We start from the raw sequence: 15,146 nt of genomic DNA, 5'->3' as shown, positions 1-15,146 counted from the left end.
ACGCCCGGCTCCATTCCTTTTCCGGGGCGGACCTATCGGGCGGCCTTTTCGATTGCTTCGTGAGCTACTACTACACGGCAAACAAATCAGTTTGAGCGTCGTCGGCAGTTTGGATGCTGCCACTCGCTTTTGCTCCCGCGAGAGCACCGTTAGAGGCAAGAACGTCGGCCGTCAAAAGTGGCCCGGCGCAGATACGATCAAGAAGATCGGCCTGCTTCGGCTCCAACAAAACTATCCTCCCAAGCACATGCAGCAAATCGAGAAGGTCGGTCGTATATTCTGCAAGCCAATGATCCGGTTGAATTCGATCAAGAGGCGACGGTGGACGGCGGTCGCCGATGATGGGCCGTGTCCGGTGGTAATCCCCCCAGCAAATAACGGGCTTCAAAAGTAGAATTTTCTCGGGCCTTATAATCGAGGAGATTTTGATGAAGACGAGCAGATTCAGCGAACCGCAAATCCTTGCCATCCTGCGCCAGGCGGAAGGGGGCATCCCTGTGCCAGATTTGTGCCGGGAGCATGGAATGAGCACAGCTTCGTTTTACAAGTGGCGAGCCAAATATGGTGGCATGGATGCGTCGATGATCAGCCAGATGAAGGCTCTGGAAGACGAGAACCGGCGACTGAAGAAGATGTACGCCGAGATGAGCATGCAAGCCGAATTGCTCAAAGAGGCTCTGGGAAAAAAGTGACGCGGCCATCTCAACGCCGGGAGATGGCCGGGAAAGCAGTGGCGTTGCGTGGAGTGAGCATCGCGCTCGCCTGCCGCACCTTTGGTGTCAGCGAGACCTGCTATCGGTACAGCGCCAAGCTGAACGACGAGAACGAGCAGATCGCCGATCTCCTGATCGGACTGACGCGGGCCAAGAAGAGCTGGGGATTCGGCCTATGCTTCCTATACCTGCGCAATGTCCGGGGACATCGCTGGAACCATAAGCGGGTCTACCGCATCTATCGCGAGCTGGAACTGAACCTGAGGATCAAGCCACGCAAGCGTCTGAAGCGAGACAAGCCCGATACCCTGACTGTGCCGGATGCGCCGAATATGGTCTGGTCCATGGACTTCATGGCGGACCGCCTTGAAGATGGTCGGCAATTCCGACTGCTGAACGTCCTGGACGACTTCAATCGCGAAGGATTGGGCATCGAGGTTGATTTCTCTTTGCCTGCCGAGCGAGTCATTCGCAGCCTGAACCAGATCATCGAATGGCGCGGCAAGCCCATGGCAATACGGGTCGACAACGGCCCGGAATATGTCAGTGGCAAGCTGATGGAGTGGGCAGAGACGCGGGGTATAGCGTTGAGCCACATCCAGCCAGGCAAGCCCCAACAAAACGCCTATGTCGAACGCTATAACCGGACGGTTCGACATGAATGGCTCGACCAGCACATCATCGAAAGCATTGAGGAGGCGCAAGAGTTTGCCACGCAGTGGCTATGGACCTACAACAACGAGCGGCCCAATATGGGCATCGGCGGCATCACTCCCGCACAGAAACTGAAAATGGTTGCGTGAAATTCTACGACTAAAGCCCGCTAAGAACGGGGGGATTACCCGGTCAAGCTTCCGATAGCTGAACCATTGGCGAAGAACATTCTTGCCGGATATCTCATAGTCCCACACCGTCTTCGGTACGTTGTCGATGTAGCCTTTACCAATCTTCAGGCGCTTCAGCGCCGGATCGTAATCGATTGTGTCTGGTAGCGGCTCCGGTGCGCCGGGTATCGCCCCGCCAAGCGGAATCGACGGCCCCTCACCCTTCGGCAAGCGGGGCGGGCCAGAAGGCCTCGCGGCTGCGGGATCAGCGAACCGCTCGCCATAGCATTGCAGCCAGACCACTTCGCGGCCGAGACTGACTGCTTCATTGAACAACGCCGCGTCCGCTGTCATCGGCACACGAAGGCCGGGGCGCACAAGATCGGAGGAAAAGCGTGTGATGAAACCTGGATGCGCCATGACAGCCCCAAGGTATGCTACCACGTCTTCAGGTATGACATGCACGCCGAGGGCGGTCGCAAGGTAATTACGGAAGGTCAACTTTACATTCGAGACATCGAGGCTCGATCTCTCCAGAGCGGAAAAACGCGGCCTCCGAATGATTCCTTTGTAATGATGGAGGTCGGGTATCTGGCCGGCAAATGAAACGGCGGGACCGGATGTAGGTGAGTGAGCCTCCAGGCCCGTCAAATAGACTTGCTGACTTGAATGAGCGTCCCAAAGCGTCGGATTTGGCCTATTTAATAGGCGATTATCTGGAATAATCCATTGCCTATCTAACGTGCGAAAAGCATACCGCACTGGCGTGACTACAGCGCTCGTGTCTTTTGCTACACTTTCCAATCTTTTTTCGTGTCCCGGCAAGCCTTTCGTTGAAGGCTTTATCGATGTCTTGTCGCCGTTTTGGTGAGGGTGGAATAAAATTTCTCTCTTCTCCGGAGCCTTCTCGCGGATCAATATTGTCCAGCGCTCTGCCAGCGACACTTCATCAGGAGCGATGACCCAAGTACGCCCAGGCATGACACCCGAGCCGTTGTAGATGAACAAATCTTCCAACATAGGGTAGTCACCCCATGCACCGCCAGATACAGGCAAAAACGGATCGCGCCAACCTGATGGCCCATCCGCCCACTCCGGTCCGTCCAGTGTGATCTCGGCCAGCGCCTTAAACTTTTCCTCACGCTTTCCTTCAGGCAGAGCATAAAAGCGAAGTCTCGCAGGAGCCGTCCGGTTCTTCGCTGGCTTTCGGGCGGCGAGCACTATGCAGACAGGCTGCTGTACACCCTCGAAAAGGCGAGTCGGAACGTCCGGCTGATATCCCTCGGGCGAGCAATCGATCACCCAAATCTCTGTGCAATCACGCCGCAGATCATCACGCATTTTTTCAAATCCGGGTCCGTTCAGAAACCCGGCAACCGTGATAAAGCACACAATACCGGCGCGGTCTTTTTCAACCTCGCCAGTCGTTTCTTCTACACCCGAACCGAACACTTTCCAGGTCGCCCAACGCCAGAAGTACACGTAAAGATTCTTAAGGTGCTTCGAGTGCGCTCCGACACCCCACGCCTTCGGCGGCGACCAGCGGTCCATTGGAGCGATGCGACCGTCGCTGCCCGCTTCGATCCAGCCGCCCCGCCCCTTGGCTTTTTCCTTATATGGGGGGTTGCCAATAACCACCGTAATGGGCTCGCCGCGCTTGACTGCATTCGCATCCCGCCTCGACTTGCCGATGGGCTGAAGCATTTGAGGCAGCCGTTCCTCTTCGGCGTAAGGATTTCCCAGAGTGTCCGTGATGAACAGACGTAGATTTGGAACCTGCGTGGAGTTCGTCAACGCGTGCATCTCGGCCAGTAGGCGGAGCTGTGCAACGGCAAACGGGCCAAATTGAAGCTCAAACCCAATCAGTCTACGAGCAGCTGCTTCGATCGCTGCAGGGACAGCGCCAGGACCTTGGTCATCTTCGATGATCGCCGCGATCTGACGCAGCACGCCGAGTAGAAACGTACCCGTGCCTACTGCGGGGTCAGCGACGATAACGTCGGCAGAGGCGAAACCAGAGGGGCGGTCGAATAAATCTGGGCTGCGCAAAGCGTCATCAACGAGCCGAACCATGGCGCTTACAACCTCTGGGGGCGTGTAGTATGAGCCGGTGCGCTTCCTGAGCGCGTTATCATAGACCTCAAGAAAATCTTCGTAGAAATACAGCCAAGCGTCCGTGTTGCCTTTGCTCAGCGTCGACCAATTCACCTCCTCAAGTACGCGGGTCAATGTTCCGAGGGATGTCTTTAAGGCGTCCTGGTTGGCAGTATCATCCGTCAGAAGACGCAGTGCCGTTCCGATGAGCGAGTCGGTTTTGCGGAGTTCTTGGGCCGCGTGATCGATGCCACCTGCCAAAGATATATCCTTGGCACGCGCGACCAGCAGACCGAATGTCACGGCTTGCGCATAGCCGTCGGCGAACTCGTCATCCGTGGCCTGAGGGAAAAGAAGAACTCGCCAATCCTTCGCCAGCTCTGTAAGAGCGACGCTTCCCCGCGCGATCTGTTCGACAACCTCATCTCGCAAAAGTCGACAAAGGCGGGCCGCAATTTCGGCGAGCTGTTTCGGATTTCGTGGCGGTACAGGATGCCATCCTAGAAAGTCCGAGATAAGTGGCAAAAGCGCTGTAGGAGCTGTAAGGGCGGAGCCGCTTGATTCTACGTCGCCTTCGAGACGAACGATTGATCCCTGAAGCTCACCGTCTCTCCAAATACTGAAAGCGTTTCCATCAGTATAAAGAAGGTTCGGTAAGGATTTCAGCTTCTTCCATTGATCTTTGTCGTGAGGATCATTGAAACGGCGAGGATCCGCACCCTTCCCCGGCGCCTTTACCTCGATGAAACCCACGAGAGCCTTGTGTGCCACGACCGCATAGTCCGGGCGGGTAGCGAGATCAGACAGTGACGTCTCGCCAACCATATCAATAGAACCGATAGGAAATCCCGCGATCATCGCCAGATCGTGAATGAGTTTTTCAAGGGGAGCACGAAGCTGATCTTCCGCAGCGCCGACCACGGCAATGTTGGAGAGCTTGGCTTTGGTAGATGTTCCGAAGGCAGAAACAGCCTCGACGAATGGATTGGTAACAGCCAAATTTCCCCCCAACAAAGCTATAGCAAATCAATGAGATGCACTATGGTTACTCAGGTGGCGAGAGACAAGCGAACGTTCAAAAAATCGTAGGGAAATACAATCTGAGAGCGTGCGCGAACACTGAAACCGACGAATATTAGGTATTTAGCAAAACGAGAAACGATTGTTTCGCCAGCACGCAACTTAGACCATATCTCCGATCTTCCTTCGCGATCAAACCGTAGGCATCGGGATAAACGCTACTGTATTCGTCGCCGACAGTCCGACCGAGGAACTGATGTGTTTCACCCAGAAACACGATCATCGGAAGATCGCGAAAAACATCGCTGCGCGCGCAATCGAGCAAGAAGCATCCGATGATGTTCAGCAGAATTTCCGGCGTGTGATGCTCGAACCGCACGTTCGTTCGCCATCGCACGCGAACGCCGAAGGCCCTACCAAAATAGTTTGGGTCGGGCCGTTGTCAGATTATCCCCCACGCCCGAAACCTCCCCCTCCCCGTCATCTCCCGAAGACCGAGCTCCAAAACAATCCGCCGCGCTCCCTGCGGCGTGACGTCGAGCGCTTTTGCCACCATCCCGGCCGACACCAGCGGTTTTGCCATCACCAGCTCGACCAGTTCTGGCAGCTTTGACGATGTCCGCCGCCCCTCCAACTTTCGCTCCATCAGTGTTTTCGCGAGCGCCAGCCGGTCATGCTCCTTCAATCCGATCTCTGCCGCCGCGATCAGACCGTGGGCGATGGCGAGCAGCCGGACCTCCCGATTGCGATGCCGGCGTCGATCGACGGGGATGGTTTTCAGGCCGAAATTGATCGCCGCGAGATGGATGCCAGTGGTAACACCACCCTGGCGCAGGATGGAGGCGGCGAGCAGCCGGCCCATCCAGGATGCATGTTGCAGCACACTGATCTCATTCCAAGCATCAAGGGCGACGATCGCCTGCAGCACCGCCGGCAAATCCTGGGCCTGGCGCAGCACGGCGCGCCATTCCTCCAGCCGCTCGTCCTCGTCCCAATCAAGATCATAGACGAGAGGGTCCCGTTCCCGGGCCGCGCCCGCGCCCGGGGCCCGGCCTGGCTTCTTTGCCTGTTCGATGGCGGCCTCCGAACGCGCCAGCAGCGCATCGATGGCGGCGAGCTCGGCATCCAGCGCGCTGTCGTGCTCGTCACCGCCGTCCTCGCCACGGCGCTCCGGCCCCTCCCCTCCCCCGTCAACAACACCCGCAAGGGTTTCGTCGGCCACACCGGCGCCTGCATCTCCCAAAGATGCTGCGGGCCACGCCTGCCGCAGGCCGCGCAGGCCCTCTTCCGACAGAGGCCAGCCTGGTTTCTGCGATGCTATGCGTCGGCGGGTGCGCAGGACGTCACGGGCGATGGTGAGTTCGTGGGTGGGGGTGCGGATATCTCTGGTGGCGTCGTGGAGGACGAGGTCTTCGAGGTGGACGAGTTCGCCGTCGATCCACAGCGATGCGCAGGCGTCGGTGAAATTTTGGCGTTCGATCCAGCCCGGGCCGACGGCTGAGCGGGCGATGCGCTCGTCGAGACGGGAAAGCGCGCTGCTGGCGTCGGCGACGGGTTTCAGCAGGGTGTGGATGGGCAGTTTCGCGAGATCGTAAGCCATTGTTTTCATGGTAAACAACATCTTAAACGAAAGCTACAGGGTCACTATGGTTCCACACATGGTATAAGAAAGCCCCCGGTGGCTCACCACCGATAAGTATCCCTTATCGGCGGTTAGCCATCTCAGGTGATTTCCTTGCTATCTGGCGCGTAGATCGCTATCTTGAAGGCGAGCAAATCCACCGAGGCCGCCATGTCCGAACCCCAGCTTTCTATTCGCAGCAGCAAAGCCAGAGATCTGGCGCATTCCCTGTCTCGCCGCACCGGCCAGCCCATCAACCGGCTCGTCGAACTGGCGCTCGAGCGTTATGATCAGGAGCTGCGTGCTGACAACACCCGCTATCCTATGGACGCCGTATGGGATTTGGCAGCTGAGGATCTACGCCATATCGCACCCGGCACGACGTCCAACCATGATGAATTCTACGACGAAAACGGTCTGCCGATATGATTGCCGTCGACACGTCGATCATTATCGCGATGTCGATGAAAGAGCCGGAATCAGAGACGTTCAGACCACTGATGGGACGCGAGCCAGTCATCATCGGTTGGCCGACCTTGTTTGAGACGAGGATGGTCCTGTCTGGCAAAGGTTTCGTGAGTGCCGCCAAGATCATCCGGCGGCTTGTCGAAACTCCGAATGTTACGACCGTCGCATTCGACGAAAAGCATTATCGCGCGGCCGAAGACGCGTTCGAGCGCTTTGGCCGGGGACGCCATCCAGCTGCCCTTAACATGGGCGACTGCTTCTCCTATGCCGTTGCCGCAATCGCTAACGCGCCACTCTTGTTCAAAGGGCACGACTTTGGCAAAACGGATCTCAAACTGCATCCCGCGTCTTCGATGACATGACAGGCGCTGGCACAGACCCGCTTAACCGTCGCGCCCTCGAACTCGACACGATCGCCGCCGTCCTGCCGATGGAGCGGCGCGATGAGCTTGCTGAGCTGCTCACCGACCAGGATGTCGAAACACTACGACACCTGGTCAATGAGGGCATGGGCGTCAACACATTGCGCGCGCTTGCCTCCGACCTCACCTATCTGCAGGCATGGTCGCTCGCTTCGACGGGAGCCTCCCTACCCTGGCCGGCGCCAGAAGCGTTGCTCCTGAAGTTTATAGCCCATCACCTGTGGGATCCGGAAAAGCGGCGGTCGGATCCACAGCATGGCATGCCAGTTGAGGTGGAGCGGATGCTCCGCGACCAGGCCCTTCTCAAGGTCGTCGGTCCGCATGCGCCCGATACGGTGCGCCGGCGCCTCGCCACCTGGTCGACGTTGACGAAATGGCGGGGGCTGAATGGCAGCTTTGCCTCCCCTGCCCTCAAGTCAGCATTGCGCTTGGCGGTTCGCGCTACGCCACGCCCCAGAAAGCGCAAAAGCGCCAAGGCGGTGACTGGTGACGTGCTGGCAAAGCTCTTGGCCACCTGCCGCACGGACAGTCTTCGCGACGCGCGCGACCGGGCAATCCTGATGGTGGCGTTTGCCTCCGGCGGGCGCCGGCGCAGCGAAATAGCCGGTCTGCGCAAGGAACAGCTGACGGTCGAGCCTCCCATACCTGTTGATGGCGCTCCTCCCCTCCCCTCAATGTCGATCCACCTCGGCCGAACCAAGACCAGCGGCGCTGACAGCGACGAAGTGGTTTACATGGCAGGTCGACCGGTCGAAGCCCTCAATGCCTGGATGACACACGCCAGGATCGACAGCGGCAGTGTGTTTCGGGCGATTGATCGCTGGGGCAATGTTTCCAAGCGCGCGCTGGACCCAAAGGCTATCAATGACATTGTCAAACAGAGAGCGGCACAGGCTGGCCTCGATGCTGCGGAGTTTTCGGCGCACGGCCTGCGCTCTGGCTATCTGACCGAAGCGGCCAATCGCGGCATTCCGCTACCAGAAGCAATGGAGCAATCCCGGCATCGATCGGTCCAGCAGGCGTCGGGATACTACAATAGCGCAACTAGGCGGAGTGGCAGAGCAGCCCGACTTCTCTAGGTCGGGGACCGACCATGGCCTACAAAGTCACAGATTGTCTAGATCGATGATAGGCTCCCTAAGGCGTGCAGACTGATTATTCCCAACCGGGTATACCTTCTGAGACAATCTGCGTGAGACACATATCAGTGTATCATTTGGGTTGATTTTGAAGTTATGAGACGCTACCCATTAAAGGTCTAGAACCTATTGAGACGTTTCATGGCAATTTACGGGTACGCGCGTGTCAGCACCATCGATCAGGATCTGGCAATTCAAGAGGCGGCTTTGAAGGCGGCCGGGTGCACGGTCATCCGGGCGGAAAAGAAATCCGGATCAACTAAGCAGGATCGGAGGGAGCTTAACACGCTTCTAGAATTCATGCGCGACGGCGACAGCCTGGTCGTGACGCGGGTCGATCGGCTGGCGCGGTCAGTTGGAGATCTGCAGGACATCATACGGCTGCTTAAGCAGAAAGGGGTGACCCTGAAGGCGACGGAACAGCCGATCGACACGAGCTCGGCGGCCGGCAAGGCTTTCCTCGATATGCTCGGCGTATTCGCTGAGTTCGAGACGAACCTTCGTAGAGAAAGACAGATGGAAGGCATCGCCGCTGCAAAAAGCAGAGGGGTCTACAAAGGCAGGAAGCCTCATGTTGATGTTGCTGGGATCCGCCGACTGAAATCCGACGGGATGGGACCAACAGAAATTGCCAAGACGCTGAACATAGGTCGTGCAAGCGTGTATCGCGCCCTCAGAGAAGCCGCATCATCGTAGGGCAAGAAGGCGGCTTCGCGCCAACAGCGGACATTGCAGTCCAACGCATACGGCTGCGTTGCGGCAATCTCTAAAGCGACACTCTCCGTTTCGCGAGCCGAACGCGGCCATTCCTGCCCCAGGATCACGGGTGAACCCGCTGGTGATGTCACCTGCGGATCAACCTGAAGTTCAACCTACGAGCAGATGGCTCATTGCCGGGTCGGGAATGACCACGATGCGGCTGCCATCTCTTACCTCGTCGTGAAGGTGAATCACGTCCTGATTGATGAGCCGGATGCAACCTGAGGAAACGGCCTTCCCAATGCTGAAGGCCTCAGGTGTGCCGTGGATTCGATATAAGGTGTCCCTCCCGTCCTCATGGATGTAGAGCGCCCGCGCGCCGAGCGGATTCTTCAGTCCGGGAGGCATGCCGCCATTTGCAATGCTGTAGGGTTCCAGTTCCGGTTGCCGCGCGACCATGGAATCGGGCGGCGTCCAGCGCGGCCATTCCCGCCTGTAGGCCATGATAGCCTGTCCCGCCCAGGCAAATCCTTCACGTCCGACCCCGATCCCGTACCGCATGGCACGGCCATCGGCCTTGACGTGGTAAAGATACTTGCCTGGCGTATCGACTACGAGGGTTCCCGGTCTCTCGCTCGTAGGATAATCGACCTCCGTCCGCCAGAATTGCGGGTCGAGTTGAGTGATATCGATTTCCGGGACCGGAAAACGCTCATTCGGCATGGCATAGTACATCGGCGGCACCACTGGTGTGGGCGCCGGCAGGGGTTCCGGGAGCGTCGCCAAAACGGGCGGGGGCTCGGTCGAGACGCAGCCTGAAACGGCGATTGCTCCAATCCCAAGGATAAATGAACGCCTCGGCAAGCTTGCGCCAATGCGGCTCGCGGTTGAGCAGCTAGTTCTTCTTTTGGTCTGGATCTCATTGGTCATGCGGCGACTCTTCGTTGATTTCTTCGACCTCTTCCAAGCCCGGCAGCCTTAAGGCACCCTGAAGGCTCTGCCGGTGCTTCTTGCAGAACAAGACCGGCTCCAAAAATCCGTCCACTCATGCCGCGCGGGCCTCTGCTATCGCGCCCTTCAGCCCTTTCTCGTCGAGGACGCCGGCGAAAGTCGTCCGCCCAATGACAAAGGAGGGCGTGCCTGCGAAGTTGAAGGCCAGTGCCTGACTGTAATTGCGGTCGAGCAGCCCCGAGATCTTGGCACTATGCTTGTTCACAGCGGCAGCAATCTCCTGCATGGTGAGGCCGGTGCTCGTGAGCGCCTTTTCCACCTCTTCCTCCGTCAGCTTTCCCGTCGTCTTCATCAGCGCTTCCATGGCTGGTTCGTACTTTCCCATCTGTGCGGCTCCAAGGACGGCCTGGGCGGCAAAGATCGATGCGCCGCCGAAGACAGGCCAGTCCTTCAGCACCAGCCGGACATTGCCGTCCTCGCGAACCACCCTTTCGACCATCGGATGGATTTTTTTGCAGTAAGGGCATTGGTAGTCGAAGAACTCGACGACCGTGACGTCTCCCTTCGGGTTTCCGAGAACGGGCGCGTCTGGGTCGTAGAAGACTGACTTTTCGGTGATCTCCTGGCTGAACGCCATCCGAGGCAAGATAGCGGTGTTGATTTCCGCTGAGAAGTGACCCGGGTTTTCCATCGAGTTTTGACCCGGCTGAAGTTTATGTTCTTGGGGTCACGCTGGGGTCAAGGGCCGTGGGTCCTCCTTCCGTTTTGTTGCCGCAGCCGAGCTTGCCTTGAAGCGGAAGCTGTCGTTTCCGGTTTCCAGGATGTGGCAGCGGTGGGTGAGACGATCGAGCAGCGCGGTCGTCATCTTGGCGTCGCCGAAGACGGTGGACCATTCGCTGAAGCTGAGGTTGGTGGTGATGACGACGCTGGTTCGCTCATAGAGCTTGCTCAGGAGATGGAACAGCAAGGCCCCGCCGGATGCGCTGAAGGGCAGATAGCCCAACTCGTCCAGGATCACGAGATCGAGGCGCACGAGGCTTTCGGCAAGCTGGCCGGCCTTGCCTTTGGCCTTTTCCTGTTCCAGCGCGTTGACCAGCTCGATGGTGGAGAAGAAGCGGACCTTGCGCCGGTGGTGTTCGACGGCCTGGACGCCGAGAGCAGTTGCGACATGGGTCTTTCCGGTTCCCGGTCCGCCGATCAGGACAACGTTGTGAGCATCCTCGAGGAACTCGCCGCGGTGCAGCTGGCGCACCATGGCCTCGTTGATCTCGCTGTCGGCAAAGGTGAAGCCGGACAGATCCTTGTAGGCCGGGAAGCGCGCCGCCTTCATGTGATAGGCAATGGAGCGCACCTCGCGTTCAGCGAGTTCGGCTTTCAGGAGCTGCGCGAGCATAGGCACGGCGGCATCGAAGGCCGGTGCGCCCTGTTCCATCAGATCGGTGACGGCCTGGGCCATTCCGAACATCTTCAGGCTGCGCAGCATGATCACGATGGCGGCGCTGGCGGGATCATGACGCATGACGGATCTCCTTCACATCATGGCCGCGCAGTCCGTCATATCGTTCGACGTTGGCCCTGGGCTCGTTGTTCAGGGCAAGTGCCTGTGGGGGATCGATGGGTGGTGCGACATGCGTCTTTGCGTCGATCAGCCGATGCAGGATGTTCAGCACATGGGTCTTGGTCGGCACGCCCGCCTGCAGGGCCAGTTCCACTGCCGTCAACACGGTCTGCTCGTCGTGATGCAATACCAGGGCCAGCACGTCGACCATCTCGCGGTCGCCGCCTGGCCGCCGCAGCAGGAGTTCCTGCAACTGCCGGAAGGCAGGCGGCATCTCCACGAAGGGAGCCCCGTTGCGCAGGGCGCCCGGCTTGCGCTGGATGACGGCCAGATAATGCCGCCAGTCGTAAATGGTGCACGGCGGCAGATGGTGGGAACGCTGGATCAGCCGCGGATGCTCGCACAGGATCCGCCCCTCGGCCGCCACGACGATCCGCTCGGGATACACCCTCAGGCTGACCGGCCGGTTCGCAAACGAGGCTGGCACACTGTAGCGGGTGCGCTCGAAGCTGATCAGGCAGGTCGGCGAGACACGCTTGCTCAGTTCGACGAAGCCGTCGAAGGCAGGTGGCATCTGCATGAGAGCCGCTCTCTCCTCGGCCAGAGCATCGGCGATGCTGCCCGGCAAAGCCCCGTGCGGAATCTCGTGCCATAGCTCCAGGCAGCGCCGCTCCAGCCAGGCGTTCAGCGCCGCCAGGTCCGGGAAGCTCGGGATCGGCTGCCAAAGGCGATGGCGGGCGTCCTGGACATTCTTCTCCACCTGGCCCTTCTCCCATCCGGCGGCCGGATTGCAGAACTCGGGCTCGAACACGTAGTGGCTGGTCATCGCCAGGAACCGAGCATTGACCTGGCGCTCCTTGCCCTTGCCGACGCGGTCAACAGCGGTGCGCATGTTGTCGTAGATGCCCCGCGCGGGAACACCGCCGAAGACCCGGAAGGCATGACCGTGGGCATCGAACAGCATCTCGTGGGTCTGCAGCAGATAGGCCCGCAGCAAGAATGCCCGGCTGTGCGACAGCTTGATATGCGCCACCTGCAGCTTGGTGCGCTCGCCGCCCAGAATGGCCCAGTCCTCGCTCCAGTCGAACTGGAAGGCCTCGCCGGGCGCGAAGACGAGCGGCACGAAGGTCCCGCGCCCCGTGGTCTGCAGTTCCCGATGCCGATCCGCCCGCCACTCTCGTGCAAAGGCGGCGACCCGGTTGTAGGAACCGGTGAAGCCCAGGGCGACAAGATCGGCGTGCAGCTGCTTGACGGTGCGGCGCTGCTTGCGCGACTTGCCGGCCTCGGTCTTCAGCCAACCCGCCAGCTTCGCGGCATAAGGATCGAGCTTGCTCGGCCTCTCGGGCACGGTGAACTTCGGCTCAACTGAGCCCGACCTCAGATACTTCCTGATCGTATTCCGCGACAGACCAGTCCGCCGCGCGATCTCCCGGATGGGCACGTGCTCACGCAGTGCCCAGCGCCGGATAATAGTCAAAAACGCCATGTCGATCACTCCGATAACCCCCGACGATGCCTGCCAGGGGAAGGGTCTCACATGGGTCAATTCTCAGTGGAAATCTTGCGCCCGCCCGGGTCACTTCTCGGTGGAAATCAACACCCACGCTCTTCATTGCGCTCAATGGTCTCGATCTCCGCGCGCAGTTCCGGATCTTCGTTGGCAACATCCCGGAGATAGCCGTTTCCGGTAGCGGCGAGTTGAGCTGCATGATGAAGCGAAGCCTCAAGGCCCTTCTCATACTGCTCCCGGTTTTCGTCTCCGAGCTCGCCGGCTTCGATATGGGCGAGGCCGGAGCGATAGTGTTCCACATTTGCCATCGCATCGTTACCAGCCTCAACGACAGCCTCTCCATGCTTGGCAACAGCCGCCTCCCACTGAAGGTTAGCATTCGTCTGCTCTAGCACCTCAGATGCCGTTCTTTCCGGCGCGACGCCACTTTCTCTGGAGACGTCGCCAGCAGCGTTGCGTCCATCCTGCTCATCAAGCCCACGCTCCTTCATTTCGAGCATCTGCCTGCGCAGATCGACGATCTCGCGAGCGAGGGAGGAAACTTCTTCGAAGCCTGACCGGTCCTCTGGACCAGCGCTGCGCTGAAGGTTGAATAGAGCCGTTTCAACAGTCTTTTCGTACGCTTCGAACTCTGGGCGTGTCTGCTCGCGCATGTCCTTTGCCTCCGACAACATGTCTCTGATTGCTACCATATTGGAGCGGTAATCACCGCCGAAATCTGCATGAATGACTGCACCAGCAGCCGATTGATCCGTTTGGGCAAGGCCGTTTTCCAGATAGGAGCGATGCTGAGCGGCGTAGGCCGCAACCACTGTGTCGCCGGCGTTGACTGCAATCTTCTGCCAGGTCTCCTGCGCTTTTAGGATGTACTGGCGGCTTCTCTGGCTCGTCGCCACCACGCGCCGACCAGCTCGCTTTGCGTCATATCGCGCCTGCGCCGGATCGCTGGTGCCTACATGCTCGGTTCGACCGTCATGCTTGACGGCGCGAACCTGATTTCGCGTGAAGGCTGGCGGCGTGGCGAACTCTCGCCGATCGGTCATTTCCATGTTGATGCCGTGGTCACGCGCCTTCTCGGCCATGACCTCACGCCATTGCCTGAAGGTGGCCGGAGTCGTCTCGATTCGGTCGCCCGATTCCGAACGCATGGTAACGATGGCATGAGCATGAACATGCGGCCGCTTGCCCCCCTCCCCTGCTTCTTTCGGATCGCTCTCCGGATCGTGCATAGCGAAAACGTACCGATGGCCCGCAAACTGCTCAGCCAGGAAGTCGCGAACAGCTCCTTCGAAAGCGACAGCATCCGTGCCGGCACGCGCCGACATGATCACGTGCATCACGTCACGGCTCTTGCGGCTGTGCAGCTCATCCCGCCATTCCTTTTGCACCAGGTCGCCCGCAGCCTTGTCATCGGCAATCGAGCGTCCCTGATCGTCTCGAACGTCGTTCCGCTGCGCGATCAGGTCTCGCAACTTGGCAGCGCCATATTCCACGCCATTGCCATAGCCTGTGAACGAGAAAGCCGCGGGGGCCTCTTTCGCAACGGCGCTGGCGTCGAAACGCTCCTGAACGATGGCGGCCGCCTTCGCGTCAGCCGTCAGCCGCTCGCCCTGCCCGCTGCGCAACACAACATAGCCCTCGACCTTCAGCGATCCGTCGCTACGGGTTTCGACAGAGTAAGCGTAGCATCGATCACCAAAGCCACTGCTGAGAATGTCCCGCACCTGCTCATGCGGGTTCGAGCCGCCGGAAACGCTCACGTCGACGCAAAACGCGCCGATATCGCGGCTCTCGGTCCTGTTTTGGAAAAGGTGATCCCAATCGCCACGGAGACGCGCCAGCTCCTCACGGCCACGCAACGTCTCGCCGTTCTCGTTCTCAACCTTCAGCTCCCCCCCTCTGGAAACATAGTTGAGCATCGAGCCGACGCGGACGCCACCACCGTAGGAAGCCAGTTTGACAACTGCTGGCTGGCTCCCTTTGGCAACGCTCGCAAGACGAACGTCCATTGATCGCATAGCACCCGAACCGGCAGCCATCGTTCTCGAAGGCGATGACACGTTGAATGCCGAAGTCCTCATCCCTCCCCTAGATCCCGACCCGCCTTTAGACATCCCAACCTGGTGC

General features: G+C 59.2%; 13 protein-coding genes. 5 read left to right on the top strand and 8 right to left on the bottom strand.

Annotated features, from left to right (window positions below):
• The first annotated feature begins 428 nt into the window (after nucleotides 1-428).
• A protein-coding gene (locus DES43_RS13265; protein WP_133675544.1) for an IS3 family transposase occupies nucleotides 429-1,516 on the top strand; the annotation gives its coding sequence in 2 pieces (ribosomal slippage) (nucleotides 429-690 and nucleotides 690-1,516; 1,089 coding nt in all).
• Here the strand turns inward: DES43_RS13265 and DES43_RS13260 are convergent.
• From DES43_RS13260 to DES43_RS13250, 3 genes are all read right to left on the bottom strand, one after another.
• Complete coding sequence (locus DES43_RS13260; RefSeq protein WP_245514578.1) at nucleotides 1,436-4,630, bottom strand: type ISP restriction/modification enzyme; 3,195 nt, start codon at nucleotides 4,628-4,630, stop codon at nucleotides 1,436-1,438. The two genes, DES43_RS13265 and DES43_RS13260, sit on opposite strands and share 81 nt — an antisense overlap.
• A gap of 136 nt (nucleotides 4,631-4,766) precedes the next feature.
• Nucleotides 4,767-5,030, bottom strand: coding sequence for a hypothetical protein (locus DES43_RS13255; RefSeq protein WP_133675542.1), 264 nt, complete (start codon nucleotides 5,028-5,030; stop codon nucleotides 4,767-4,769).
• Between the two features lie 63 nt (nucleotides 5,031-5,093).
• Nucleotides 5,094-6,260, bottom strand: a complete 1,167-nt coding sequence (locus tag DES43_RS13250; protein ID WP_133675540.1) for an RHE_PE00001 family protein — start codon at nucleotides 6,258-6,260, stop codon at nucleotides 5,094-5,096.
• A 183-nt stretch (nucleotides 6,261-6,443) separates the two neighbouring features.
• Here DES43_RS13250 and DES43_RS13245 point away from each other — a divergent pair, with 183 nt between their 5' ends.
• The 4 genes from DES43_RS13245 to DES43_RS13230 all read left to right on the top strand — a co-directional run bounded on the left by DES43_RS13245 (nucleotide 6,444) and on the right by DES43_RS13230 (nucleotide 8,997).
• On the top strand, nucleotides 6,444-6,701 hold the full coding sequence (locus tag DES43_RS13245; protein ID WP_133675620.1) for a type II toxin-antitoxin system VapB family antitoxin: 258 nt from the start codon (nucleotides 6,444-6,446) through the stop codon (nucleotides 6,699-6,701).
• A complete protein-coding gene (locus tag DES43_RS13240) occupies nucleotides 6,698-7,102 on the top strand; it encodes a type II toxin-antitoxin system VapC family toxin (RefSeq protein ID WP_133675538.1) in 405 nt (134 codons plus the stop codon). Before DES43_RS13245 ends, DES43_RS13240 begins: the two co-directional genes overlap by 4 nt.
• On the top strand, nucleotides 7,099-8,241 hold the full coding sequence (locus tag DES43_RS13235) for a site-specific integrase (protein ID WP_133675536.1): 1,143 nt from the start codon (nucleotides 7,099-7,101) through the stop codon (nucleotides 8,239-8,241). The genes DES43_RS13240 and DES43_RS13235 overlap by 4 nt, the downstream gene beginning before the upstream one ends.
• Nucleotides 8,242-8,442: 201 nt before the next feature.
• Nucleotides 8,443-8,997 (top strand): recombinase family protein, encoded by a 555-nt coding sequence (locus tag DES43_RS13230; protein ID WP_062654064.1) that lies wholly within the window; start codon nucleotides 8,443-8,445, stop codon nucleotides 8,995-8,997.
• A 171-nt stretch (nucleotides 8,998-9,168) separates the two neighbouring features.
• On the opposite strand, the gene DES43_RS13225 is transcribed toward DES43_RS13230, so the two are convergent.
• The 5 genes from DES43_RS13225 to DES43_RS13205 form a co-directional block, all read right to left on the bottom strand.
• Nucleotides 9,169-9,930, bottom strand: coding sequence for a L,D-transpeptidase (locus tag DES43_RS13225; protein ID WP_062653989.1), 762 nt, complete (start codon nucleotides 9,928-9,930; stop codon nucleotides 9,169-9,171).
• A gap of 115 nt (nucleotides 9,931-10,045) precedes the next feature.
• Nucleotides 10,046-10,642 carry a DsbA family protein gene (locus tag DES43_RS13220; protein WP_133675534.1) on the bottom strand — a complete coding sequence of 199 codons (597 nt, stop codon included), beginning with the start codon at nucleotides 10,640-10,642 and terminating at the stop codon, nucleotides 10,046-10,048.
• 36 nt (nucleotides 10,643-10,678) lie between these two features.
• Nucleotides 10,679-11,470 carry an IS21-like element helper ATPase IstB gene (gene istB / locus DES43_RS13215; RefSeq protein WP_133675532.1) on the bottom strand — a complete coding sequence of 264 codons (792 nt, stop codon included), beginning with the start codon at nucleotides 11,468-11,470 and terminating at the stop codon, nucleotides 10,679-10,681.
• Nucleotides 11,460-12,995, bottom strand: a complete 1,536-nt coding sequence (gene istA / locus DES43_RS13210) for an IS21 family transposase (RefSeq protein ID WP_133675530.1) — start codon at nucleotides 12,993-12,995, stop codon at nucleotides 11,460-11,462. The genes istB and istA overlap by 11 nt, the downstream gene beginning before the upstream one ends.
• Before the next feature lie 107 nt (nucleotides 12,996-13,102).
• Nucleotides 13,103-15,028 carry a relaxase/mobilization nuclease domain-containing protein gene (locus tag DES43_RS13205; protein ID WP_133675528.1) on the bottom strand — a complete coding sequence of 642 codons (1,926 nt, stop codon included), beginning with the start codon at nucleotides 15,026-15,028 and terminating at the stop codon, nucleotides 13,103-13,105.
• Between the last annotated feature and the right edge of the window lie 118 nt (nucleotides 15,029-15,146).

It is taken from the genome of Aquamicrobium defluvii (genome assembly GCF_004363725.1).
GTDB lineage: Bacteria > Pseudomonadota > Alphaproteobacteria > Rhizobiales > Rhizobiaceae > Mesorhizobium > Mesorhizobium defluvii.
The sequence above is the reverse complement of the archived record's forward strand: the minus strand, read 5'-3'. Positions and strand labels throughout refer to the sequence as shown.